Consider the following 22,688-nt stretch of genomic DNA (forward strand, 5'->3'; position numbering starts at 1 on the left):
CCGCCCCCCCTTGAGCGCGTTCCCTCTGCGGAGCGTGGTTCTTCTGCAGGGCGTTATGGGATGGGGGGGGGCTGGGGGTTTTTCGGGGGCCGCCGCCCCCCCCCCCCCCGACGCGCGGGTCAGCTGAACGCCGACGCGCAGGTGGTGGCGGTGGCGTGCGCCGGGTCGAGCGCGTTGGCCACCTCGTGGAAGGCGATCCGGTCGAACAGCGCGATCGCCAGGTGCTCGGAGAGGTCGAGCGAGCACAGGTTCTGCAGCAGGACGTTGTGCACGTCGGAACCGCTGAGGTACTGGGTCTGGTACGGCGTGACGACCTCGTCGTACTTGCTGGCGAGGACGGTGTAGTGGACGCCGGGGACGGTGTCGCCGCCGGCGTTCAGCTTGGTGAGGAGGGCGGAGCCGACGATCTGGTCGGCCAGCGCCGGGGTGGCCGTGGACAACAGGTCCTCGGCTCCCGGGAAGTAGGGCAGCAGGTTGGTCAGGCCGTCCAGGTCGGTGCCGTGGTTGCTGGGGGCGATGCCGACGAGGGCGTTCACCTTGGCGGCCCCGCCGAGGAACTTCAGGTAGTAACGGGGCATCATGCCGCCCTGAGAGTGGCCGACGATGTCGGTCTTGCCGGCGCCGGTGGCGGTGAGCACCTTGTCGACGAAGGCGGACAGCTGCTCGGCCGACTTGTCGACGGGGCCGAGGCCGTAGAAGACGGGGACGCCGGGGAGCTGACCGTAGTCGAAGGAGAAGACGCAGTACCCGCGGGCCTTCAGGTACGGGGCGAGGCCCAGCCAGTTGTCGACGGAGTTGCCGAGGGTGCCGTGGACCAGGACGACGGGACGCGGGTGAGCCGCGGAGGGCTTGCAGGAGTAGTCGTTCCAGCCCGAGCTCGGGGCGGTCGAGGCGTGCGCGGCGGCGGCGGGGACCAGGGCGACGGCGGCGGTCAGCAGCAGCGCGGTCAGGGGTCTGAGGAGTCTTTTCCAGGGCAGCACCGAGTGATCTCCTTGCGGCTCGGGGGAGTTGCGACGGCAGGACGCCCTGTGATCCGGATCACGAGGATGCTGTTCACCCATCAAGTTACGGGCGAGTAGTACAGACGTGAAGTTACGCGTCAGTAAAAACTTCCAGTGCTAACCGATTCGGTGGTAACACCTGATGAGGCGTCACCAGGTGGGTCGGACCGGGCCGTAGGGGGCGATGCGCGCCAGCCGGTCGGACAGCGCCCGCACCTCACCCTCCCCGAGCAGTTCGGCCCACCCGCGCACCGCGTCCGCGGCCGCCTCCTCCGCGGCCCGCGCACAGGCCCACCCGTGCTCCGTCAGCACCACCAGTCGGGCCCGCGCGTCGGCGGGGTGCGGCCGCCGCTCGGCGTACCCCTTGCGCACGATCTCGTCGACGAGCTGACTGGCGGCCTGCTTGGTGACCCCGAGGTGGGCGGCGAGTTCGGTCACCGTCGCACCGTCCGGGGCGAGCCGCGCGAAGGCGAAGCCGTGCGCGGGCCGCATCCCCTCGAAGCCGCGGGCGACGACGCCCTCGTTGATGCGTTGGGTCAGCTCGCCGGCGACGGCGAGCAGGGCGGCGGACAGGGCCATGGCCTCGGAGTTCTGCACGGAGGCATTGAAACACCCTTGACGAAATGGTCAAGCGGCCTGACCATAAGTCCATCCGCATTGGTCAAGTAACTTGACCATCCGATTTGAACGGAGGGCAGCCATGCCCGTCATCCGCACGTCCGACGCCGTCACCCATGAGATCCACGGCGCCCGCTTCGTCTCGTACGCCGCTCCCCGCACCGGCAGCAAGGAGCTGTGCGCCTGGCGGGGCGAGATCCCGGCGGGCACCAGGGCGACCGTGCACACCGTCAGCCGGGAGGAGGTCTTCCACCTGCTCATCGGCGAGTTGCTGGTCACCCTCGACGGCCACACCGAGCGCGTCACCGCGGGCGACACGGTGGTCGTGAACCCGGGCACGGCCTTCGGCGTCGAGAACCCGACCGACCAGACCGCGATCTCCTGGGTCACCACGTCCATCGGCTTGGAGGCCGAACTGGCCGACGGCACCCGCATCACCCCGCCGTGGGCGAACTGACCACCCCGGCCGACCACATGAACGCAGCCGGCCGCGTTCACGCCGCCGACCGCGTCACGCCGCCAGCGTCCCCGGCTTCACCGCGTGCGGGCCGAACTTGGCGCGGGCCCGGTCCGCGACCTCCTCCAGACGGCGGGCCTTTTCGTCGGCGGGGTCGAAGGTGAGCTGGTGGGAGGCCTGTTCGGCGGGGGCGAGGCCCTCGGCGCGCAGGTGCACCGCGCGGACCCGGGCGCGCTGCAGGCCCAGCGCCTCGTACATGCCGTACGCGGCCGCGGTCAGCGCGGCCGAGTGGGCGGTCGGCTCCTCCAGGGTGCGGCTGCGGGTCGTCGCCGTGGGGGTCCCCCCGCTCGAGCCCGCTCGAGAGTGGGAGATGTCGGCGTAGCGCACGGTGAGGGTGAGCGTGCGGCAGACCTTGCCCAGGGCGCGCAGCCGGACGCCCAGTTCCTCGGCGGCCGAGAGCAGGGCACGACGGTGGCGTTCGGGGTCGAGTTCGTCACGGGGGAAGGGGCGTTCGGCGGCCAGAGACCTCGAGACGGCGTTCGGGACGACGCGGCCGCGGTCGATCCCGTTCGCCTTCTCGTGCAGTTCGCGGCCCGCCCTCGCGCCGACCAGTCGCTGGAGCGTGGACAGCGGCGCGGCGGCGACCCGGCCGAGGGTGTCCAGGCCGTACTCGCCCAGGGTGCGGGCGGTCGCCGGGCCGACGCCGGGCAGCGCGGCGACGGGACGGCCGGCGAGGAACTCCGCGATGCCGTACGGGTCTTCGGGCACCGCGCAGGTCGTCCCGGGCCGGGCGTCGCGCAGCGCCACGCGGGCCAGCATCGGCCCGGGCCCGGCGCCGATCGCGCAGTCGACCCCGTGCAGCGCGAGGGCGCGGACCCGGATCACCGACGCCAGTTCCACCGCGCCGCGCCCGAAGTACCGCTCGGCGCCACGCAGATCGGCCAGCGCCGCGTCCGGCGGCAGCGCCTGGACGACCGGCGTGAACTCCTCGAGCAGCCCGAGCAGCCCCGGCAGGGCGGCCTCGTCCGCCGGTGCCGGCTGGAAACGTACGCACAGAACGGTCATCCCGCACTCCCCGGACTCTGGTGCCACAACTTCCTTCCCACCGCGGGCCCTTCGCCCGCGGGGCGCAGATCCGCCCAGGGGTGCATCCGGTACCCCGTGGGCATGCGGATCCTCCGGTCCTCCATCGGGTCGCGGGCCGCGGAGCCCGCGGGCGCCGGGCGCCCGTCCGAACCGGCGAGCCGGGCCGGCGACGCACCGCCGCCGTCCTCCGGCACGGAGCCGTCGCCGCCCTCTGCCACGGCGCCGTTCCCGTCGGCGCCGGGGGGCCCGGCGAGCCGGGCCGCGACCCCGTCGAGCCCCTCCTCCCGGCGCACCTCCAGCAGGTCCGCGAGGTTCCAGGCGGCGGCGCCCACCACGCTGAGGCTGCGCGGGCCGCGCCGCTGCACCACCCCGCGCACCAGCAGCAGCCAGGAGTGGAAGACGGTGTGGGCGCAGGTGTCGTGGGAGTCGTCGAAGAAGGCCAGGTCGACCAGGCCGGTGCCGTCGTCCAGGGTGGTGAAGATGACGCGCTTGCCGGAGCGGATCGGCGGGGTCTGGGTGGCCGCCTTGGCGCCCGCGACCAGGACCGTCTCGCCGTGCCGTGCCTCGCGCAGCCGCCGCGCCGACATCACGCCCAGCTCGTCGAGGAACTCCCGGTGGTCGTCCATCAGGTTGCGCGAGGCGTCCATCGACAGTACGCCCAGCTCGGCGCTGAGCTTCTCCGACGGGGAGAGATCGGGCAGCCCGGCCGGCGCGGTCTTCCGCCCGCCCGCCAGGGGCAGCTGGCCGCCGCCCGCGCCCCGGGCACCCCGGTGCAGCTCGGTCAGGTGCAGTTGCAGGTCACGGCGGTTGGCGCCGAAGGCGTCCAGCGCGCCCACCCGCGCGAGCCGTTGGGCGAGCGGACGGCTCGGCCGCGCCCGCTCCCAGAAGTCGACCAGGGAGGCGTACGGTTGCCCGTCCGCGATCCGCTCCGCCTCCGCCTCGCTGATGCCGTGCACGTCGGAGAGGGCCAACCGCAGCCCCCAGAGCCCCGATTCAGACACCAGTTCGATACGGTGTGCGACCGCCGACCGGTTGACGTCCAGCGGCAGGACCGGCACCCCGCGCCGCCGTGCGTCCGCCAGCAGCAGCCGCTTCGGATACATCCCGGGGTCGTGGGTGAGCAGCCCCGCGTAGAAGGCGGCCGGGTGATGCGCCTTCAGCCACGCCGACTGGTACGTCGGCACCGCGAAGGCGACCGCGTGCGCCTTGCAGAACCCGTACGACCCGAAGGCCTCGACGATCTCCCAGGTCCGCTGAATCGTTTCTGCGTCGTATCCCCGCGCCGCCGCGTGCTGCGCGAACCAGATCTTGATGCGCGCCTGCGACTCCGGGTCGGACAGTCCGCGCCGCACCCGGTCCGCCTCGCCGCGACCGCAGCCGGTCATGATGTCGACGATGTCGATGATCTGCTCGTGGAAGACGACGACCCCGTACGTCCCCTTCAGCGGCTCCTCCAGGTCCGGGTGCGGGAAGCGCACCGGCGCCCGCCCGTGCCGTGCCTCGATGAACGGCCGCACCATGTCGGCGGCGACCGGGCCGGGCCGGAACAGGGAGATGTCGACGATCAGGTCGTGGAAAGTGGCGGGCTGCAGCCGCCCCACCAGGTCCCGCTGGCCCGGCGACTCGATCTGGAAGCAGCCCAGCGTCTCGGTGGAGCGGATCAGCCGGTACGTCGCCGGGTCGCCGGGCGGCAGTCCGTCCAGGTCGATCCGCTCCCCCGTCGCCCGCTCCACCTCCGCGACCGCGTGCGCCATCGCCGACTGCATCCGCACGCCGAGCACGTCGAGCTTGAGCAGCCCGAGGTCCTCGACGTCGTCCTTGTCGAACTGCGACATCGGCAGGCCCTCGCCGCTGGTCGGCACGACCGGCGTACGGGAGCGGAGGGAGGCGTCGGAGAGCAGCACCCCGCAGGGGTGCATGGCGACTCCGCGCGGCAGCGCGTCGAGCGCCTCGACCAGCTCCCACAGCCTCCCGTACTTCTCCTTCTCCCCCGCCAGGCTCCTGAGTTCGGGCAGTTCCTCCAGGGCCGCGCGGGCGTCGCGGGCGCGGATGTGCGGGAAGGACTTGGCGATGCGGTCGACGTCGGCGGGGTCCATGGACAGGGCCGCGCCCACGTCGCGGATCGCGTGGCGCACCCGGTACGTCTCCGGCATCGCGACCGTCGCGACCCGCTCGGCGCCGAACCGGTCGATGATCGCGCGGTAGACCTCGAGGCGGCGCGCGGACTCCACGTCGATGTCGATGTCGGGCAGGACGACCCGCTCCTTGGACAGGAAGCGCTCCATCAGCAGCCCGTGCTCGACCGGGTCGGCGTTCGCGATGCCGAGGAGATGGTTGACCAGGGAGCCCGCCCCGGAGCCTCGGGCGGCCACCCGGATGCCCATCTTCCTTACGTCGTCGACCACTCGGGCCACCGTCAGGAAGTAGGAGGCGAAGCCGTGGTGGGCGATGATGTCCAGCTCCCGGTGCATGCGCTCCCAGTAGGCGCGCCGGCCCGCGTAGCCGCGCAGCACCATGCCCGCCGCCGCCCGCGAGGCCAGCGCCCGCTGGGCGGTGCGGCGCCCGGCGCCGGCCAGGTGCGGCTCGGGGAAGTGGACGGTGCCGATGCCCAGGTCGTCCTCGGGGTCGACCAGGCACGCTGCGGCCGTCGCCCGCGTCTGCTCCAGCAGGCGGGGGGCCGCCTCGGGCCGGAAGCCCGCGGCCTCCACGATCCGCTCGGCCACGCGCAGCATGGCGTCCGGGTCCTTGAGCCAGGCCTCCCCCGAGTCCAGCTCCTTGCCCGGGTCGACCGGGACCAGGCGGCGGGCCGCGTCCAGCACGTCGGCGACCGGGCCGAGGCCGGGGTCGGCGTACCGCACGGCGTTGCTGAGCACCGGCCGGATCCGCTGCTCGGCGGCGAAGCCGACGGTGCGGGCGGCCAGCCGCAGGGAGCCGGGGCCGGTGCCCGCGCGGCCGTGCCAGACGGCCTCCAGGCGCAGGGCGTCTCCGTAGACCTCCCGCCAGGGGGCGAGGAGCTTCGCGGCGCGGTCGGGGCGGCCCGCGGCGAGTGCGCGGCCGACGTCGGAGGCGGGTCCGAGCAGGACGGTCAGGCCGTCGGCGTGGTTGTCGGCCCAGGACAGCAGGGGCGTGCCCGCGGCGGTGTGGGCGGCGGTGACGAGCCGGCACAGGCCGGCCCAGCCGGCCGCGCCGTCCCGGGCCAGGAAGGTGACCCGGGGCGCCGACTCGTCGACGAAGGCGCCTCCGCGTACCGGGGTGCGCCGCCTGCCTCCGCGTACGGGCCCCGGCTGCGGGTCCGCCGTCGCCGGCTCCACCGCCAGTTCCACGCCGAACAGGGGCCGTACTCCCGTCTTCGCGCAGGCCTTGGCGAAGCGCACGGTGCCCGCGAGGGTGTCCCGGTCGGTGAGGGCGAGGGCGTCCATGCCCCGCTCCGCGGCACGCTCGGCCAGCCGCTCCGGGTGCGAGGCGCCGTAGCGCAGGGAGAACCCGGAGACGGTGTGCAGATGCGTGAACCCTGGCATCCGCACCTCCCGCATCGAACCGTTACCGGACCGTATCGAACATCAGTTCCCGACTCCCTCACCCCCACCATAGACCAATTCCCGAACGTCTGTACGACAACCATTCGGGCGCTTCCCACCTGCGCAAACGGCCGTCTCCCCGGACCGTGAGGGCATGACACGGACCACCCTGCTCGAGGAAGTGAAGGACGCCGTCACCCCGCGGGCCACACTGCTGATCCTCGGTGTGATCGCCCTCCAGGTGCTGTTCATCACCTCCTACGTGGGCGCGCTGCACCACCCGCGCCCGCGGGACGTGCCCTTCGCGGTGGCCGCTCCGCCGGCCGCGGCCGGGCAGGCGGTGGCCCGGCTGGAGAAACTGCCCGGCTCCCCCCTGGACCCGCACGCGGTGGCCGACGAGGCGACGGCGCGCCGGCAGATCATGAACCGGGACATCGACGGCGCGCTGGTGATCGATCCGGCGGGCGGCACGGACCGGCTCCTGGTCGCGAGCGGCGGCGGCGCCCTCCTGGCGACCACTCTGGAGAAGTACCTCACCGCCCTGGACGCTTCCCAGCGGCGGACCGTCCGGACGGTGGACGTCGCCCCGGCCTCACCTCAGGACTTCAACGCGCTGTCGTCCTTCTACCTGGTCGTGGGCTGGTGCGTCGGCGGCTACCTGTGCGCCTCGATCCTGGCCATCAGTACCGGGGCACGGCCCGCCGACGTCCGGCGGGCGCTGATCCGGCTGGGCGCCATGGCGCTGGTGTCGGTCGTCGGCGGCCTCGGCGGCGCCGTGGTGGTCGGCCCGGTCCTGGGCGCCCTGCCCGGCAGCGTGGCCGCCCTGTGGTGGCTCGGCGCGCTGACCACCTTCGCGGTGGGGGCGGCGACCCTGGCCCTGCAGGGCGTCTTCGGCATCGTCGGCATCGGTCTGGCGATCCTGCTCGTGGTGATCGCGGGCAACCCGAGCTCCGGCGGCGCCTTCCCGCTGCCGCTGCTGCCGCCGTTCTGGAAGACGATCGGCCCGGCGCTGCCGCCGGGCGCGGGAACCTGGACGGCCCGCTCGATCGCGTACTTCGAGGGCAACGACACGACCTCCGCCCTGCTGGTGCTGTCGGCCTGGGCGGCGGCCGGGATCGCGGTCACCCTGGCGGCGGCGGCCCTGCACGAACGGCACCGGAGCAGCCACCGCCCGGCGCACGCGTCGTAACGGCACGGCCATTGCTCCGGCCCCCGGCCACCGGCCCCCGCCACGCCGGCCACCGGCCTCGGGCTCCCGGCCCTCCGGCCCTCCGGCCCTCCGGCCCTCGGCCCCCGGTCCTCCGGCCCCCGCACGGCCGGCCGCCGCCCCCGCCGGTCAGGTCGGCGGGGGCGGCGGCCGGGGCGGTGGGCCGCGTCGCGGTGGGCCGGGACGGGACCCGGTCGGGTCAGGCGCCGTAGTACGCCTTGCGCATCAGCTCCTGCATCTCGTCGATCATCGGCATCCGCGGGTTGGCGGGCGCGCACTGGTCGGCGTAGGCGTTGAGGGCCTGCTGCGGGATCGCCGCCAGGAAGGCCTCCTCGTCGACGCCCTCCTCCTGGAAGGAGGCCGGGATGCCGCAGCGCTCGCGCAGGTCCTCCACCGCCCGGGCGTAGGACTCCACGGCTTCCGCGGGGGTGGCCGCCGGCAGGCCCAGCATGCGGGCGATGTCCTGGTAGCGCTCGGGCGCCCGGTAGGTCTCCGCCTTCGGCCACGGGGTGGCCTTGTGGGTGACCGTGCCGTTGTGCCGGATGACGTGCGGGAGCAGCAGCGCGTTGGTGCGGCCGTGGGCGACGTGGAAGGTGTTGCCCAGGGTGTGCGCCATGGCGTGGACGAGGCCGAGGAAGGAGTTGGCGAACGCCATGCCCGCGATGGTCGAGGCGTTGTGCATCCGCTCCCGGGCCTTCGGCGCCCTGGCGCCCTGCTTCACGCAGGCCTCCAGGTTCTCGAAGATCAGCCGGATCGCCTGGAGCGCCTGCCCGTCGGTGAAGTCGCTCGCGTACACCGAGACGTACGCCTCGGTCGCGTGGGTCAGCGCGTCGAAGCCGGAGTCGGCGGTCACCGTCGGCGGGAGGTTCATCGACAGGACCGGGTCGACGATGGCCACGTGCGGGGTGAGCGCGTAGTCGGCGAGCGGGTACTTCTTGGCGGCCTCCGGGTCGGAGATGACCGCGAAGGGGGTGACCTCCGAGCCGGTGCCCGAGGTGGTCGGGATGGCGATCAGCTTGGCCTTCTCGCCCAGCTGCGGGAACTTGTAGGCCCGCTTGCGGATGTCGAAGAACTTCTCCTTGGTGTCCGCGAACTCGACCTCCGGCCGCTCGTACATCAGCCACATGACCTTCGCCGCGTCCATCGGCGAACCGCCGCCGAGCGCGATGATGGTGTCCGGCCGGAACTCCCGCATGGCGGCCGCGCCGGCCTGCACGGTGGACAGCTCCGGGTTGGGCTCGATGTTGTCGATGTACTGCATCAGGACCGGTTCCTCACGCGAGTTGAGGATCTCGGTGACCCGGCGGACGAAGCCGAGCTGCTCCATGGTGCGGTCGGTGACGACGGTGACGCGGTGCACGTCGGGCATGGCCTTCAGGTAGCGCAGGGCACCCTTCTCGAAGTAGATCTTCGGCGGGACCTTGTACCACTGCATGTTGTTGTTGCGCCGCCCGATCCGCTTGATGTTGAGCAGGTTGACCGCCGAGACGTTGTTGGACACCGAGTTGTGTCCGTACGAGCCGCAGCCGAGGGTGAGCGAGGGCAGGAAGGCGTTGTAGACGTCGCCGATACCGCCGAGGCTGGCCGGCGCGTTGACGATCACGCGGATCGCCTTGACCCGCTTGCCGAACTCCTCCGCGAGTTCCTCGTCCTCGGTGTGGATGGCGGCGGAGTGTCCGAGGCCGTCGAACTCGACCATCCGGGTGGCCAGCCGGAGCCCGTCCTCGGTGTCGACGGCCTTCAGCGCGGCCAGCACCGGCGACAGCTTCTCCCTGGTCAGCGGCTCACGCTCGCCGACCTCCGCGCACTCGGCGACCAGCACGGAGGTGCCCTCGGGCACGGCGAACCCGGCCTGCTCGGCGATCCAGGCGGCCGACTTGCCGACGATCGCGGCGTTCAGCTTGGCCTCACCGCAGTTGGCGCCGTGCGCGCTGACGCCGAACAGGAACTGCTCCAGCTTCTCCTTCTCGGCGGCGGTGACGACGTGGGCGCCCAGCCGCTTCATCTCGGCGATCCCGGCCTCGTAGACCTCCCGGTCCAGGATGACCGCCTGCTCGGAGGCGCAGATCATGCCGTTGTCGAAGGCCTTGGACAGGACGACGTCGTGGATCGCCCGGGCGAGGTCGGCGTCGGCCGCGACGTAGGCGGGCACGTTGCCGGCGCCGACGCCGAGGGCGGGCTTGCCGCAGGAGTAGGCGGCGCGGACCATCGCGTTGCCGCCGGTGGCGAGGATGGTGGAGACGCCGTCGTGGTTCATCAGCAGCCGGGTCGCCTCCATCGACGGCTCGTCGATCCACTGCACGCAGTTCTCCGGCGCGCCGGCCGCGACGGCCGCGTCCCGCACGACGCGGGCGGCCTCGCGCGAGCACTCCTGGGCGCTGGGGTGGAAGGCGAAGACGATCGGGTTGCGGGTCTTCAGGGCGATGAGCGCCTTGAAGACGGTGGTGGAGGTCGGGTTGGTGACCGGCGTCATCGCGCAGACGACCCCGACCGGCTCGGCTATCTCGGTGACGCCGGTCAGCTCGTCGCGGTGGATCACACCGACGGTGCGCAGACCGCGCATCGAGTGGGTGACGTGCTCGCAGGCGAAGATGTTCTTGACCGCCTTGTCCTCGAAGAGGCCCCGGCCGGTCTCCTCCACCGCGAGACGGGCCAGGTCGCCGTGGGCGGCGAGGGCCGCGAGGGACGCCTTGTTGACGATGTGGTCGACCTGCTCCTGGTCGTAGGTCTCGAACTGGCGGAGTGCCTCCAGCGCGCCCTCGACCAGTACATCCACCCGTTCTTCGACCTGCATGGCCGGCCTCCTCACGCCGTGGCCCTTCGCTGACACATCCATTCGACCGCGGTGGCCCGGTGCGGGGGGCGCGAGACCGGCCCCCACTTGGGGGGACGAAGGTCCCTGTTCGCATCGTGCGAAAGTCCCGCCCCGGCGTGCGGGACGGGACTACCGGGACTCCGGGGGCTGTGGGGGCCACGGGAACTCACGGGAACTCAGGGGCACGGGCGAGCCCCCGCACGGTGGGTGCGTGCGGGGGCTCGGACGCTGCCGGCCACGGGGCGGCTCATGCGCGGGTCGGCTCATGCGCGCGCCGGTGGCGCGTATCGGCAGCGGATCAGTAGACGTGCACCCCGTAGGCGCTGAGCGCCTCGGTCACCGGCTGGAAGAAGGTCGTGCCGCCGGAGGTGCAGTCGCCGCTGCCGCCGGAGGTCAGACCGTAGGCGGTGGTGCCGCCGTACAGCGGGCCGCCGGAGTCGCCGGGCTCGGCGCAGACCGTGGTCTGGATCATGCCGTAGACGATGTCGCCGCCGCCGTAGTTGACGGTCGCGTTGAGCGCGGTGACCTTGCCGCTGTGCGTGCCGGTCGTGGAGCCGCGGCGGTAGACGGTGGTGCCGACCGACGGGGTGGCCGCGCTGGTGATGTCCTGGCTGCCCACGGTGCCCGACTTGGTCACGGACGAGTTCGTGTAGCGCACGATGCCGTAGTCGTTGGTGGGGAAGCTGGACCCGGCGGTGGTGCCGAGGGTGGTCGAGTGGGACGAGTTCGACCACCAGGTGCCCGCGCCGTCGGTGCAGTGACCGGCGGTCAGGAAGTAGTAGTTCCCGCTGGAGTCCTGGACGTTGAAGCCGAGCGAGCAGCGCCAGCTGCTGGCGTAGATCGCGTCGCCGCCGGAGATCAGCTTCTTGAAGGTGCCCGGGGTGTGCTTGATGGTCAGGGCCCCGGCGTTGGTGCCGGCCTGACGCTTGATCTTCGCGATCTCGGCCTTGGAGACCGTGCTGTCGACGGTGACGACGACCCGGTTGGTCTTGCTGTCGACGGCCCAGGCGGTGCCCGGGACGTCGGCCTTCAGCACCGAGTTGCCCGCGCTCTTGAGCTGGGCGGTGCTGAAGGGGGTGGGGGTGGACGCGTTCGCGCTGGGGACCGCGACCGCTGCCGCGGCCACGAGTCCGGTGGTGACGGCGATCAGCCGAGTCCGTCTCGTGATACCGCTACGGGGAGTTGTGCGCTTGATCCTCACTTTTCGTTCCCTCCATGGGAATTCGGGGGCCCGCGTGGGGTCGGGGCCCGTGAGGCGCAGCCAGACGCACAGGTATCCGGATTTCGGACACGCTGTGTCTCTGACAAGGCGCTTGCCGGGAGTATTCGGCCGCACCGTCGAACGGCGCAAGGGCGCCTTTCGGCCGCACGAATTTCAACCGGGTTTCACCACAAGGCGGTTGATCTTGCGGCCGGCCGAAGCATTCTCGCTGTTCTTCACCCCGGAGGGTGGAAGTCCGCACCCGGCCAGGGTCTGTGAGGCACGGTCGGAATGGCGCATACATGTCATGTCCGCGGCAGTCGGCTCCGGGGTGGCGACGACGCCACGGCATGTCGGACCGTCAGGACCCGCCACCGGCCGCGGAGTACCGGGCGGCGGGGGCCGCGAGGCCCAGGTGGTCCCTCAGCGTGCCGCCCGGATAGAAGGTGCGGAACAGGCCGCGGTGCTGGAGCAGCGCCACCGTCCCGTTGACCAGTCGCTCCAGGTCACGGCGCGGCTCGACGGGCGTGAGGTGGAAGCCGTCGACGGCGCCTTCCGTGTACCAGGCCGCGATCAGCTCGGCGAGGTCCACGGGGCCGCCCCGGTACAGCGGACCCCGCGCGGTCTGCCGGGGACCGCCTCCGCCGTGGCCGGGCTCGGCGGCGTGCTCGCCGCCGCCGAGATCGACGAGCAGGCTCGCGAGGACACGCGGGCCGTGCCGGCCGCGCCCGTACGCGGCGGCCTCCTCCCGCAGCCGGTCCCGCGCGGCGGCCGCCTGCGCTCGGCCCGCGACCCGGACCAGCGCCACGTCCGCGTACCGGGCGGCGACGCGCCGGGCGGGTTCCCCGGTGGCGTCGACCACCCGAACGGGACGGCCCTGCGGGGACCGCGGCTCTTCGCGGCCGTCCGCCCGGTCGTCATCCCTCCGGTCCTCCCTGTGGGCCTCCCTGTGGTCCCCACTGTCCTCGTCCTTGTCGTCCCACAACCTGGCTGCCGCGGCGGCGGCTTCACCGGGGCCGCCCGCGGCGGCCGGCACGTCGATACGCCAGCCGGCCCGGCCGTGGCTGACCCGGTCGAGGGCGGCGACGGCGGCCCGGACACGCCAGGGCTCGGCGTCCGTGGCCGCCACGGCGGGCACCAGACCGACGCGGCTGGTGGCGGACGCGACCCTGGTCAGGACGGCCAGGGCGGAGGATTCGTCGTCCAGCGTCACGAAGTCGAGCCCTCCGCGCTCGGCGAGCCGCGCGAGTTCCACGTGACATCCGTCGTCGACCGCCGCGGTCCGGTCCATGGCGGCGGCCAGGTGCAGCAGCCTGGACATCACAGGACCTCGGCGGGGAAGGCCCGCGCGCGCTCGCCGCGCGGAGCGTCGAGGACGTCGCCGGGCGGGCTCTGGCCGACGGTCCGCCGTGCGGGCAGCCGCTCGCCGGAGCACCGGTGGCCCACCGGCGCGCCGTCCATGGAGCCGATGCTCGTGCGCTCGATGCCCGTGCGGTCGATGCCCGTGCGGACATCGAGCGGGCCGAGGCTCTTGCGGACGGCCCTGTTGTCGACCGTGACGCTCATCGCGGGGATCCCTTGGGGTCGGGGGTGTGGTCGGTGTGGTCGGTGCGGTGGGACGGTCGCGCGTGCCGCGCCCGCCTCACCGGGCCGTGGAGCAGTCGAGCGCGGGAGCGGAGCCGGACGCCGTAGCAGAGCCGGACGCCGTCGCGGACCCTGGCGCCGTGGTGGAGGCGAGCTCGGACAGGAAACGCAGCGCGCTCCGGGCGGTGGCGTCGTTCTGCCGGAACGCGGGTCCGCCGGTGCGCGGCCGGGTGAAGGCGCCCGGGGTGCGGCCGTCGGTGTACGGCCCGAGCGCGAACCGCCGCGGATGCGGCCGGCCCGCCCGGTCGAGGATGCGCCCGTCCGCGGGGTCCACCCGGAGCAGTCCGTCCGGCGTCTCGGCGGCCCCGTCGGCGTGCAGGGCGCGCAGCAGGCTGTCGCGGGCCCGGCCGACGGTGGGTTCGGGCAGCCGTGCCTCGACCAGCGCCCGCGCCTCGACGGCGAAGCCCGGCACGGTGGCGCTCGACGCGCGGAACACGCCGTCCTCGGCGGTGACGCTCATGTCGGCGCCCAGGAACCGCAGCACGCCGGCGCGGGACAGCGCCAGCATCTGCCGCAGCCGGGGTCCGGGCGGCCCGGAGGCCAGGTAGCTGAAGAAGCCGTGCCACCAGGAGCCGATGCCGCCGAGCCGGACCAACTGGCCGTAGACGGAGAGCAGGGCGAGGAAGACGGCCAGGTCGGTGCTGTGCCGGGGGTCGTGACGTCGTGCCAGGTCGCGCTCCACGTAGGCGCGCAGCCCTTCCTGGAACTCCTCGTGGGAGCCGTGGCGCACCCCGTCCAGCGGACGGTCGAGCGCGGCCAGGTCGAGCCGGTCGGCGGGGTCGGGCACGGCGGACGCCACCAGGGCCCGCAGCTCCGCGCCGCTCCCGGCCGCGAACTTCTCCTCGAAGTCGGCCCAGGCCATGGCGGTGCGTTCGGGGTGGGCGGTGAACAGCCGGTGGTAGTGCGCGAAGCTCAGCTCCTTCTCCACCAGCGGCCAGACGTCCCGCCGGAAGTCGAAACCGTCCGGCCTGCCGAGCAGCGCCTCGGTCTCGGCGGGCCCGAAGAACCGCGGCAGCGGCGGCCGTTCGCCGTCGAGGTCGTAACCGATCTTCGAGTGGTACGGCACTCCGCGGCGCGATCCCACGTACAGCACCGGCTCCCGGCCCGACGGCAGGTACGTGTCGCCCTCGTACCGTCCGCCCCGTCCCTCGGTCAGCAGCACCATCAGATCGACGAAGGCGAGCCCGAAGCCGCGCACCAGGACGTTCTCGCCGGGCTCGAGCGCGGACAGGTCGCTGTCGGCGGTGAAGTCCGGCGGCAGGTGGACGAGCCCGTGCTCGCGGGCGTACGACGCCAGCCGTGCCTGCCCGGGGTCGAGTTCGGCGTCGAGGTGGCCCAGCGCGAGGACGACGAGGTCGGCCGGGAGCGGACGCGGACGGTCCGCCAGCCACACCTGCTGACGGCCCTCGGGCGTCCCGGTGACGCGCAGCGCACGCCGTGGGTGGTGGTGGACGGTGATCTCCGGGGGCAGGGCGGCGACGGCCCGCTCGTGGGCCCAGCGCAGGTAGGCGCCCTGCAACTGCCGGTCGGCGAAGGTGCGTCCGTCGATGCCGGCCCACTCGTGCAGCGTGGGACCCTCCCGCACCGGGCCCTCCATGGCCACCGTCTCGTCGGTGAACACGGTGACGTCCTCGGCGTGGGAGTTCATCCACAGCAGCGGCGACTGCGCGGCGCGCCAGATGCGCCCGCCGCCCGGCGGATGCGGGTCGACGAGATGGATGTCGAGGCCCCGGCCGGCGTACAACCCGGGCGCGTTGGCGGCGATCCGCTCGACGACGCCGGCGCCCCGGGGTCCGGCGCCGACGATGACCAGCTGCGGTCTCGGTTCCGGTGCGGCGGGGACTTGGGCGAGGGTGTCGGAAGACATGGGAAGGCTCCGTGGCGTAGGTCGAACACGGTGGTGCCTTCACACGGGAGCGCCTGACGGCGCTGCGCGGCCGAGCCCCTCAGCAGGGCCGCCCGCCGACTGTACGGGGGCGTTTCCCTCCACTGTCAAGACCGTCCGGCATATGGACCATGCGTCTCACGTCAGTTGACGCGGAACCGGATGCCTGTTCCACTTGGCCCATGCATCCGCATCAGTGGCTGGTCACGCGCTCCCACATCGACTTCGGTCGCGTGTGGTCCTCTTCCTGTTGAGCCGACCCCGCTGCGCGCCCTGATCCGACCGGGCGCCTTTCGCGTTCTCCCGCTTCACCCTCTCCGGCTTCTACGCCTCCTTCACCTCTTCACCTTCTTTTCTCATCTTCTTTTCTCGTTCCGCCTTCACACGCGCCCCCTCCCCTCGCGCTCTTCCACGCCTCCGCCCACAGGAATTCAGAAGCGATGCGCACATCCACACGCGCCCTTTCGGCGATGACGCGGCCGCCTCCGCGCTCCGCCGGCCGCCGGCCCTCACCGGGCGGGGCCGGCGGCCGGCCGGTTCGGCGACGACCGGTTCGGCGACGCCCGGCGGTTCAACGACCCCCCGTTCAGCAGTCGCAGCCGCAGTCGCAGCAGTCACACCCGTCGCCGCAGTTCCCGCAGCACTCGCAGCAACTGCAGCAGTCACCGCAGTCACCGCAGTCGGTGTTGCTGCACAGGCCCTCCCGGCGCCGGCGGCTCCACGGGTCCTCGAACTCGCCGCAGCACATCTGACAGGTGCAGGCGAGCCCCAGCCACACCGCGCAGCCCGTGACGAGCCCGCGCGGCTCACGCGGCGGCCGCATACCCGGCCCGCCGGGCGGCGCGGACGGACCGGACGGCGAGTGCGCCGCCCCGTGGGCGCAGGAAGCGGTGCCGAAGGCCCGGTCGACGGAGGTGCGCAACTCGTGCACGAGCAGCCGGTGCACGAGCGCGCCGTCCGTGAACTCGGCCTCGCGCAACGCCAGCCGTATCCCGTGCAGCGCGTCGTCGGCCAGCCGCCGGGCCTCGGAGAGTGGCGTCCCGGTGGCGGTGAGCGGGTTCCACGCGCCCGAGGCGGCGTCGGCCTCCTGGTCCTCCACGGCGTCCAACAGGTGAGCGAGCCGCCCGAAGAGACGGCCGGCCTCGGCGAGCGGCTCGGCGTTGCCCGGCCGCCCGGCCAGCACCGCGGTATGGGCGAAGGCGGCGGCGGTCGCCGTCTCGGTGGGCTCGGTGACCGTCAGCACGGGAGTCCCGGGCCCGGCGAGCGCCTCGATGCCGGTCTGCCGGTCCACCGCGTCCAGCAGGACGGCGGTGTCGAACCCGACGGCGACACCGCCGCGGGCGCCCGCCGCACCCCAGCTCGCGGCGACCCGGCGCGCGGCGACCGCCACCGGCCGCCGGGCCAGCAGCCCGTCGCCGTCGGCGACATGGTCGCGCACCTTGGCCGAGGCGAGCACCAGCGAGACGGCGGCAGCGAGCCGCGCCCCCTCGCCACGGGCGACGGACGCGGTGCGCATGCCGCGCAGGGGGCACGGCCCCGCCGTGCGCCGCCGTCCGTCCTGTCTTTCCGCCTGAGCCTCCGTCAGCACCGATATGAGAAGGCCGTCATAGTTCGTCACGAATCGCGCGAACTGTCCGTGGTCCTTACGGAGAGCGAGACACAACCCGCAGAGATGGGCCATCCACTGGGCCCCCAGGCGCTCCCCCAGCCGGTGCCGGCAGGGTCTGACTATTCCGAACAAGACGATCCCCCGTGGCGTGCGTGACAACCGATACGGCGTTGAACTGGCGCATCGTACCCAGCTTCCCTTCACCCGTACGCGCCGCCCGTCACCCGTCCGCCAGCAAGAATCATATTTCACTCACAGTCAGCAGCCGTTTGGGCAAGAACCCTTGGGACATACGGACTCTCGACGGATTCGCTGTGCACCAGTACCGTCACAAACCCCCCGCGCGGCGTCTATCCACTTGGCGCGACGTCCGCATCATGGATGACCATAGGGATGCGGAAAGCACGAAAGACCGCTGTGAGAGGAGGCGTCCATGGGATCGGTACGCAAGGCGAGTGCCTGGCTTGGCCTCGTCGACGACAACGATGACGAGCGTTACTACGACGACGACTACTCCGAAGGGACCGACCCCGGGGATGCCTGGGTCACCGACCCCCGGGTCAGGGTGGCCACGGACGTCGCGGAGGACCGCGGCCGCCGCATCGGCACGATCACCCCGGACAGCTTCCGGGACGCGCGCGCCATCGGCGAGATGTTCCGCGAGGGCGTGCCGGTGATCATGAACCTCACGGCCATGGAGCCCGGCGACGCCAAGCGCGTCGTCGACTTCGCGGCCGGGCTCATCTTCGGCCTGCGCGGCTCCATCGACCGCGTGTCCAGCCGCGTGTTCCTGCTCAGCCCGGCCGACACCGAGATCGTGACCGGCGAGCCGGCCGCCCACCGGACGGACGGGTTCTTCAACCAGAGCTGAGGCAGGGCCGCTCACCGGCCCCGCACGCGGGGTTCACCGGAAGGCGTCGAGCCCGGTGAGCGCCTTGCCCAGCGTCCGCGCCGCACGGCAGATCCAGACGGCCACGCGGACATCGTTCAGTCTGCCGGAGCCGACCTGCTCGGGACGCGGGCAGCCGGCGTCCATACGCCGCCCCAGGTGGTGGGCGAGCGGAATCCCCTTGTACGGTCCGACCGCCACGTCGGCGAGCACGCCTCGCGCGGGGTCACACGGAGACCCGGGGCTGGGCGGCCTCCCGGGGCGCGGGCACCTCCACGGCCGGCGGCTCGGCGCACTGCATCGCCCGCGGCAGCCGCAGCGCCATCACCGCCCCCAGCAGCAGCAGCCCGGCGCTCACCAGCAGCGTCACGTGCAGCCCGTGCACGAAGGAGTCCCGCGCCGCCCGGTGCAGGGCCGCGCCCACCGGCCCGCCGAGCTTCCCGGCGACCTCGTAGGCCTCGCCCAGTGAATGCCCCGCCGAGGCGGACGCCGACGCCGGCACACCGGGGACGGCCGACAGCCCCGGCGCGTACGCCGCGTTCATCACGGTGCCGAGCAGCGCGATCCCGATGCCGGCGCCGAGCTGGTAGGAGGTCTCCCCGATCGCCGCCGCCCCGCCGGCCTGCGCGGTCGGGGCCTCGCTCAGCATCGACTCGTACGCCCCGAACAGGGTCGTCTCCAGGCCGAAGCCCAGCAGCACGAAACCGGACAGCAGCAGCGCGGGGTTGTCCGTCGCGCCCATCGCGGTCAGCAGCACCACGGCACCGGCGGTCAGACAGAACCCGAAACACACCATCCGGCGCGGTCCGAAGCGGCGCAGCATCCGCGCGCCCGCCAGCCCGGCCGCCATCGCCGCGAAGGTGAGCGGCAGCAGCCGCAGGCCCGTCTGCAGGGGGGACAGCCCGAGCACCAGCTGCAGGTACTGCGCGGCGATCAGCTCCAGGCCCACCAGGGCGAGCATCGCCAGCACGATGCACCCCACGGACGTGCTGAACGCCGGCCGCGCGAACATGCCGAGGTCGACCAGCGGATGCGTGCGGCGCCGCTGCCGGCGCACGAACAGCACCAGCAGCACCGCGCCCACCACCAGGGGCCCCAGCGTGAACACGCTTCCCGGCGCTTCGCCGCCGCCGAGCCGCTTCACGCCGAGCACCACGCCGAACAGTCCGGCCGCCGCCGTCAGCGCGCCGACCACGTCCCAGGGACCGTCGTTCGCGCCCCGCGACTCGGGCAGCAGGATGCGGCCCACCGGCAGGCTGACCAGCATCAGCGGGATGTTGACCAGGAAGACCGAACCCCACCAGAAGTGCTCCAGCAGAAACCCGCCGAGCAGTGGGCCGACGGCCGCGCCGACGGCGGCGACCGCGCTCCAGACGCCGATCGCGAGCGCCCGTTCACGCCGGTCGGGGAAGACCTGGCGCAGGATCGAGAGCGTGGCCGGCATGATCATCGCGCCGCCGACGCCGAGCAGCGCCCGCGCCATGATCAGAACCTGGGGATCGCGCGCCAGGGCGGCCAGCCCGGAGGCCACGCCGAACAGGGCGTACCCGAGGAGCAGGATCCGTCTGCGCCCGACCCGGTCGCCGAGCGTGCCGAAGAGGATCAGCAGCGAGGCGCAGACGAGCGGGTAGACGTCGACGATCCAGAGCAGTTCTATCGCGCCGGGCCTCAGGTCCTCGGTGACGGCCGGCACCGCCACGTGCAGCACGGTCGCGTCGACCGCCACCAGCAGCAGGCTGACGCACAGCACGACGAGGACGACCCAGCGGTTGGCACCGGCCCCGATCGCCCGACGGCGCAGCTGAGCGGCGGCCGTGGTCGTTAGGGACATGTACGTACCTCCCAGACTTTCCCTCGCGTCCGGCGGGCTCACGGGTGGGGGACTCCCCGTGACTCGGCCGAGAGGAGCAGTGCTCCCCGGCCCGCGCAAACGAAGGCGAGTGACACGTCAGAGTACGCGAGAATCGGACAGTACCGAGTGGCGGACCTCTCAGACTCCGCCCCGACCCGTGTGGCGTACGCCACTCTCCTTGCCCACGACAACGCCCCGCCCGGCCGTCCGGTTCCACCCGCGGCCGATAATCGGGGCCGTGACCGATCTCGCGACGCGCGCCGCCCCGTCCGGCACCGCGGCCCTGCGCCGGGCGGCCCCGGCCCTGCTCGGGTACGCGGCCGTGCGCGCCCTGGGCCTGGTGGTGCTGGCCCTGTGGAGCGCGGCGCGCGACAGGAGCGCGTACACCCTGCTGACCGCCCGCTGGGACTCGCTGTGGTACGCGAGGGTCGCCGGGCCCGGTTACGGCTACGAGGTGCGGCTGCCGAACGGGGACGTCCACTCGGACCTGGCGTTCTTCCCGCTGCTGCCCTGGCTGGAGCGGCTGCTGCATGCCGTGACGCCGCTGTCGTACGCCGGCGCGGGGTTCGCGGTCGCCCTGCTCTCCTCGCTCGCGGCGGCCTGGGGGATCTTCGCCGTCGCGGACCGGCTGCACGGCCCGCGGGCCGGGGTGTGCGCGGCGCTGCTGTGGGCGGCCCTGCCCGTCGGGATCGTGCAGTCGATGGCGTACAGCGAGTCGCTGTTCACGGCGCTGGCCGCCTGGTCGCTGTACGCGGTGCTGGCCGGCCGCTGGCCGACGGCCGGCTCGCTGGCGCTGCTGGCGGGGCTGACCCGGCCGGTGGGGCTCGCGGTGGCGGCGGCCGTGTGGGCGGCGGGCATCGCCTCGTTCGCGGGAAACGGGAGCGTCCCCGGCCCGCACGGCGCACTCGACCCCGCACGCGCCCCCCGCAGTCGGGCCGGACCACCCCAAGGGGGCGCGAGCGCCCGACGGCGCGCCCTCGGCATGCTGCTCGCGCCCCTCGGCACGGCCGGATACGTCCTGTGGGTCGGCCGGCACACCGGCAAGGGCCCCCTCGGCTACCTCGACGTCCAGGCGGGCTGGCGCAACGGCTTCGACGGCGGCTACGCGTTCGCCCGCTTCGTCGCCGGCAGGTTCACCTCCTTCCCGTCCGCCCTCGCGGGCGCCGGCCTGGTCGCCGGCGTCGTCCTCGTGGGCGTGCTGTACGGGGCGTGCGTGCGGCAGCGCCAGCCGCTCGCGCTCCTGGTGTACGCGGGCACGGTCACCGCACTCGCGTTGTGCGCGTCGGGCTACTTCGGTTCCAAACCGCGCCTGCTGATGCCCGCCTTCCCGCTGCTGCTGCCCCTCGCCGTGGCCCTCGCGCGGCTGCGCCCGTCCCGGTCGGCGCTGGTGCTGGGCGGCCTCGCGGCGGCGTCCGCCGTGTACGGAGCGTTCTGGCTGAACGGCTCCGGCCCGCCGTGAGCGACCGCGCTGCGTGATGAGCGCCCGGGTAAATCCGCACCAGCATTCGGTGAACGAATTCAAAAGCAGCTTTTAACCGTTCCATGGAATGATCAAAAGAATTGAAGGGGCAGGCGGCCCCGGCAATGCGGATTCGCTGGAAATAAAGCCCGCCTGAGAGCAATCCCACATCACATCGTCATCACAAAGACGCTGATTCGACGGAGAACTGAGCTCACTCGCTGTAACGTCGATTGGGTGCGTACCGAACGAATCCTCACCCGTCTGGACCGGGTGTTCACCAGGCTGGACCGGGAGCCGCAACGACCGGCCAACCTCGACGTGCCGAGGATGAGCCGGCACCGGGTGGCGCTGCTCGTCTCCACGTTCGCCTTCTACCTGGCGACCGTGTGGCTCGTGGTGACCACCTCGTGGCTGGTCCGCCTCGACTGGCAGGTCATGTTCTTCCGGCCGTACCAGCAGTGGTCCGGCATCCACTGGTTCGTCGACTACTACGTCGTCCTGGGCCAGCGCGGGCCCACCGCGGTGATGGTCGCGGCCTGGCTGGGCTGGCGCTCCTGGCGGCAGCACACGCTGCGCCCACTGCTGACCCTGGGCGCCTCGCTGCTGCTGCTGAACATCACGGTGGGCGCCGCCAAGCTCGGCATGGGCCGTCTCGGCCCGCACTACGCCACCACCATCGGCTCCAACGAGATGGGCCTGGGCGGCGACATATTTCCCAGCGGCCACACCGCCAACGCGGTGGTGACCTGGGGCATCCTGGCGTATCTGGCGTCCACCCCGAGAGCCCGCCGCTGGCTGTCCGCCCTGTCCGCGGTGACCGCGCTCGGCGTCGGGATGGCCACCGTGTACCTCGGTACGCACTGGCTGAGCGACGTGCTGCTCGGCTGGACCGCCGGTCTGCTCATCCTGCTCGCCCTGCCCTGGTGCGAGCCGCTGATCGCCGGCGCCGAGGTCGCCCTGTTCGACCTGCGCGACCGCTGGCGCGCCCGCGGCGGCGCCACCACCGCGGTGCCCGCCCCGGTCGCGGTGCCCGCGTTCACCGAACCGCGGGCCTCCTCCGCGCAGGACGAGGCGACCGCCCGCGAGACGGTCGCCGCCATGTCCCGTGCCGCCCGCGCGCCCGTCTACCTGGCCCCGGGGCCGCACACGACCCGCTCGGAGCGCACGCCGGTCACTCCGGCCGGCAGCCGCAGACCGCCGCACGCCGACCGCGTCCCGCGCGCCGCGACCACCTCGGCGGCCCGGCCGGTCACGGGCGGCTGACCGCCACCGGCACGGCGGGGCCGGTACGCACAGCCATCCCCGCGCGGGGGGGGGGGGGGGGGGGGTGTTGGGGGGGGGGGGGGGGGGGGGGGGGGGGTGGGGGAGGGGGGGGGGGGGGGGTGGGGGAGGGGGGGGGGGGGGTGGGGGGGGGGGGGGGGGGGGCGGGGGGGGAGGGGGGGGG

At 73.2% G+C, this 22,688-nt stretch carries 16 protein-coding genes and 1 pseudogene; 5 read left to right on the forward strand and 12 right to left on the reverse strand.

Features of this window, described 5'->3' with window-relative positions:
• Nucleotides 1–119: 119 nt before the first annotated feature.
• Both ACZ5GT_RS37505 and ACZ5GT_RS37510 read right to left on the reverse strand, forming a co-directional pair.
• A complete protein-coding gene (locus ACZ5GT_RS37505; protein WP_469035540.1) occupies nucleotides 120–980 on the reverse strand; it encodes an esterase/lipase family protein in 861 nt (286 codons plus the stop codon).
• Between the two features lie 171 nt (nucleotides 981–1,151).
• Nucleotides 1,152–1,598 carry a MarR family winged helix-turn-helix transcriptional regulator gene (locus ACZ5GT_RS37510; protein ID WP_469035542.1) on the reverse strand — a complete coding sequence of 149 codons (447 nt, stop codon included), beginning with the start codon at nucleotides 1,596–1,598 and terminating at the stop codon, nucleotides 1,152–1,154.
• Between the two features lie 103 nt (nucleotides 1,599–1,701).
• Here ACZ5GT_RS37510 and ACZ5GT_RS37515 point away from each other — a divergent pair, with 103 nt between their 5' ends.
• Nucleotides 1,702–2,076, forward strand: coding sequence for a cupin domain-containing protein (locus tag ACZ5GT_RS37515; RefSeq protein WP_469035545.1), 375 nt, complete (start codon nucleotides 1,702–1,704; stop codon nucleotides 2,074–2,076).
• 54 nt (nucleotides 2,077–2,130) lie between these two features.
• On the opposite strand, the gene ACZ5GT_RS37520 is transcribed toward ACZ5GT_RS37515, so the two are convergent.
• On the reverse strand, nucleotides 2,131–3,141 hold the full coding sequence (locus ACZ5GT_RS37520) for a DNA polymerase Y family protein (protein ID WP_469035547.1): 1,011 nt from the start codon (nucleotides 3,139–3,141) through the stop codon (nucleotides 2,131–2,133).
• Nucleotides 3,138–6,680 (reverse strand): DNA polymerase III subunit alpha, encoded by a 3,543-nt coding sequence (locus tag ACZ5GT_RS37525; protein ID WP_469035549.1) that lies wholly within the window; start codon nucleotides 6,678–6,680, stop codon nucleotides 3,138–3,140. The genes ACZ5GT_RS37520 and ACZ5GT_RS37525 overlap by 4 nt, the downstream gene beginning before the upstream one ends.
• A 154-nt stretch (nucleotides 6,681–6,834) precedes the next feature.
• Here ACZ5GT_RS37525 and ACZ5GT_RS37530 point away from each other — a divergent pair, with 154 nt between their 5' ends.
• Nucleotides 6,835–7,869 (forward strand): ABC-2 transporter permease, encoded by a 1,035-nt coding sequence (locus tag ACZ5GT_RS37530; RefSeq protein ID WP_469035552.1) that lies wholly within the window; start codon nucleotides 6,835–6,837, stop codon nucleotides 7,867–7,869.
• 217 nt (nucleotides 7,870–8,086) lie between these two features.
• On the opposite strand, the gene adhE is transcribed toward ACZ5GT_RS37530, so the two are convergent.
• The 6 genes from adhE to ACZ5GT_RS37560 all read right to left on the reverse strand — a co-directional run bounded on the left by adhE (nucleotide 8,087) and on the right by ACZ5GT_RS37560 (nucleotide 17,173).
• Nucleotides 8,087–10,681 (reverse strand): bifunctional acetaldehyde-CoA/alcohol dehydrogenase, encoded by a 2,595-nt coding sequence (gene adhE, locus ACZ5GT_RS37535; RefSeq protein ID WP_469035556.1) that lies wholly within the window; start codon nucleotides 10,679–10,681, stop codon nucleotides 8,087–8,089.
• Nucleotides 10,682–11,000: 319 nt separating this feature from the next.
• Entirely contained in the window at nucleotides 11,001–11,903 is a 903-nt protein-coding gene (locus ACZ5GT_RS37540; protein WP_469035559.1) for a S1 family peptidase, read from the reverse strand.
• Nucleotides 11,904–12,264: 361 nt separating this feature from the next.
• Nucleotides 12,265–13,224: an LLM class flavin-dependent oxidoreductase gene (locus ACZ5GT_RS37545; protein WP_469035561.1), complete on the reverse strand. Its 960-nt coding sequence runs from the start codon at nucleotides 13,222–13,224 to the stop codon at nucleotides 12,265–12,267.
• Nucleotides 13,224–13,469: a hypothetical protein gene (locus ACZ5GT_RS37550; protein ID WP_469035562.1), complete on the reverse strand. Its 246-nt coding sequence runs from the start codon at nucleotides 13,467–13,469 to the stop codon at nucleotides 13,224–13,226. The genes ACZ5GT_RS37545 and ACZ5GT_RS37550 overlap by 1 nt, the downstream gene beginning before the upstream one ends.
• Before the next feature lie 76 nt (nucleotides 13,470–13,545).
• Nucleotides 13,546–15,414, reverse strand: coding sequence for an FAD/NAD(P)-binding protein (locus ACZ5GT_RS37555; protein ID WP_469035564.1), 1,869 nt, complete (start codon nucleotides 15,412–15,414; stop codon nucleotides 13,546–13,548).
• A 604-nt stretch (nucleotides 15,415–16,018) separates the two neighbouring features.
• On the reverse strand, nucleotides 16,019–17,173 hold the full coding sequence (locus ACZ5GT_RS37560; RefSeq protein ID WP_469035566.1) for a DUF5685 family protein: 1,155 nt from the start codon (nucleotides 17,171–17,173) through the stop codon (nucleotides 16,019–16,021).
• 301 nt (nucleotides 17,174–17,474) lie between these two features.
• On the opposite strand from ACZ5GT_RS37560, the gene ACZ5GT_RS37565 reads away from it, so the two are divergent.
• Nucleotides 17,475–17,912 (forward strand): cell division protein SepF, encoded by a 438-nt coding sequence (locus ACZ5GT_RS37565; protein ID WP_469035568.1) that lies wholly within the window; start codon nucleotides 17,475–17,477, stop codon nucleotides 17,910–17,912.
• A 33-nt stretch (nucleotides 17,913–17,945) separates the two neighbouring features.
• On the opposite strand, the pseudogene ACZ5GT_RS37570 reads toward ACZ5GT_RS37565, so the two are convergent.
• A pseudogene (locus ACZ5GT_RS37570) lies at nucleotides 17,946–18,253 on the reverse strand (acyl-CoA dehydrogenase); the annotation flags it as partial.
• The gene (locus tag ACZ5GT_RS37575) at nucleotides 18,157–19,761 is read right to left on the reverse strand and encodes an MFS transporter (RefSeq protein ID WP_469035571.1); all 1,605 of its coding nucleotides are present in this window, start codon (nucleotides 19,759–19,761) and stop codon (nucleotides 18,157–18,159) included. The pseudogene ACZ5GT_RS37570 and the gene ACZ5GT_RS37575, both read right to left, overlap by 97 nt.
• 259 nt (nucleotides 19,762–20,020) lie before the next feature.
• Here ACZ5GT_RS37575 and ACZ5GT_RS37580 point away from each other — a divergent pair, with 259 nt between their 5' ends.
• The gene (locus ACZ5GT_RS37580) at nucleotides 20,021–21,241 is read left to right on the forward strand and encodes a hypothetical protein (protein ID WP_469035574.1); all 1,221 of its coding nucleotides are present in this window, start codon (nucleotides 20,021–20,023) and stop codon (nucleotides 21,239–21,241) included.
• Between the two features lie 237 nt (nucleotides 21,242–21,478).
• The gene (locus ACZ5GT_RS37585; RefSeq protein ID WP_469035576.1) at nucleotides 21,479–22,507 is read left to right on the forward strand and encodes a phosphatase PAP2 family protein; all 1,029 of its coding nucleotides are present in this window, start codon (nucleotides 21,479–21,481) and stop codon (nucleotides 22,505–22,507) included.
• The last annotated feature ends 181 nt before the right edge of the window (nucleotides 22,508–22,688 follow it).

Source organism: Streptomyces sp. NPDC031340, from assembly GCF_055569945.1.

Excerpts from the sequence above, each read along its gene's own strand:
- ACZ5GT_RS37550 (WP_469035562.1), bottom strand. The coding sequence starts at position 13,469 with ATGAGCGTCACGGTCGACAACAGGGCCGTCCGCAAGAGCCTCGGCCCG.
- adhE (WP_469035556.1), bottom strand. The coding sequence starts at position 10,681 with ATGCAGGTCGAAGAACGGGTGGATGTACTGGTCGAGGGCGCGCTGGAG.
- ACZ5GT_RS37565 (WP_469035568.1), top strand. The coding sequence starts at position 17,475 with ATGGGATCGGTACGCAAGGCGAGTGCCTGGCTTGGCCTCGTCGACGAC.
- ACZ5GT_RS37545 (WP_469035561.1), bottom strand. The coding sequence starts at position 13,224 with ATGTCCAGGCTGCTGCACCTGGCCGCCGCCATGGACCGGACCGCGGCG.
- ACZ5GT_RS37575 (WP_469035571.1), bottom strand. The coding sequence starts at position 19,761 with ATGTCCCTAACGACCACGGCCGCCGCTCAGCTGCGCCGTCGGGCGATC.
- ACZ5GT_RS37525 (WP_469035549.1), bottom strand. The coding sequence starts at position 6,680 with ATGCCAGGGTTCACGCATCTGCACACCGTCTCCGGGTTCTCCCTGCGC.
- ACZ5GT_RS37520 (WP_469035547.1), bottom strand. The coding sequence starts at position 3,141 with ATGACCGTTCTGTGCGTACGTTTCCAGCCGGCACCGGCGGACGAGGCC.
- ACZ5GT_RS37555 (WP_469035564.1), bottom strand. The coding sequence starts at position 15,414 with ATGTCTTCCGACACCCTCGCCCAAGTCCCCGCCGCACCGGAACCGAGA.
- ACZ5GT_RS37530 (WP_469035552.1), top strand. The coding sequence starts at position 6,835 with ATGACACGGACCACCCTGCTCGAGGAAGTGAAGGACGCCGTCACCCCG.
- ACZ5GT_RS37515 (WP_469035545.1), top strand. The coding sequence starts at position 1,702 with ATGCCCGTCATCCGCACGTCCGACGCCGTCACCCATGAGATCCACGGC.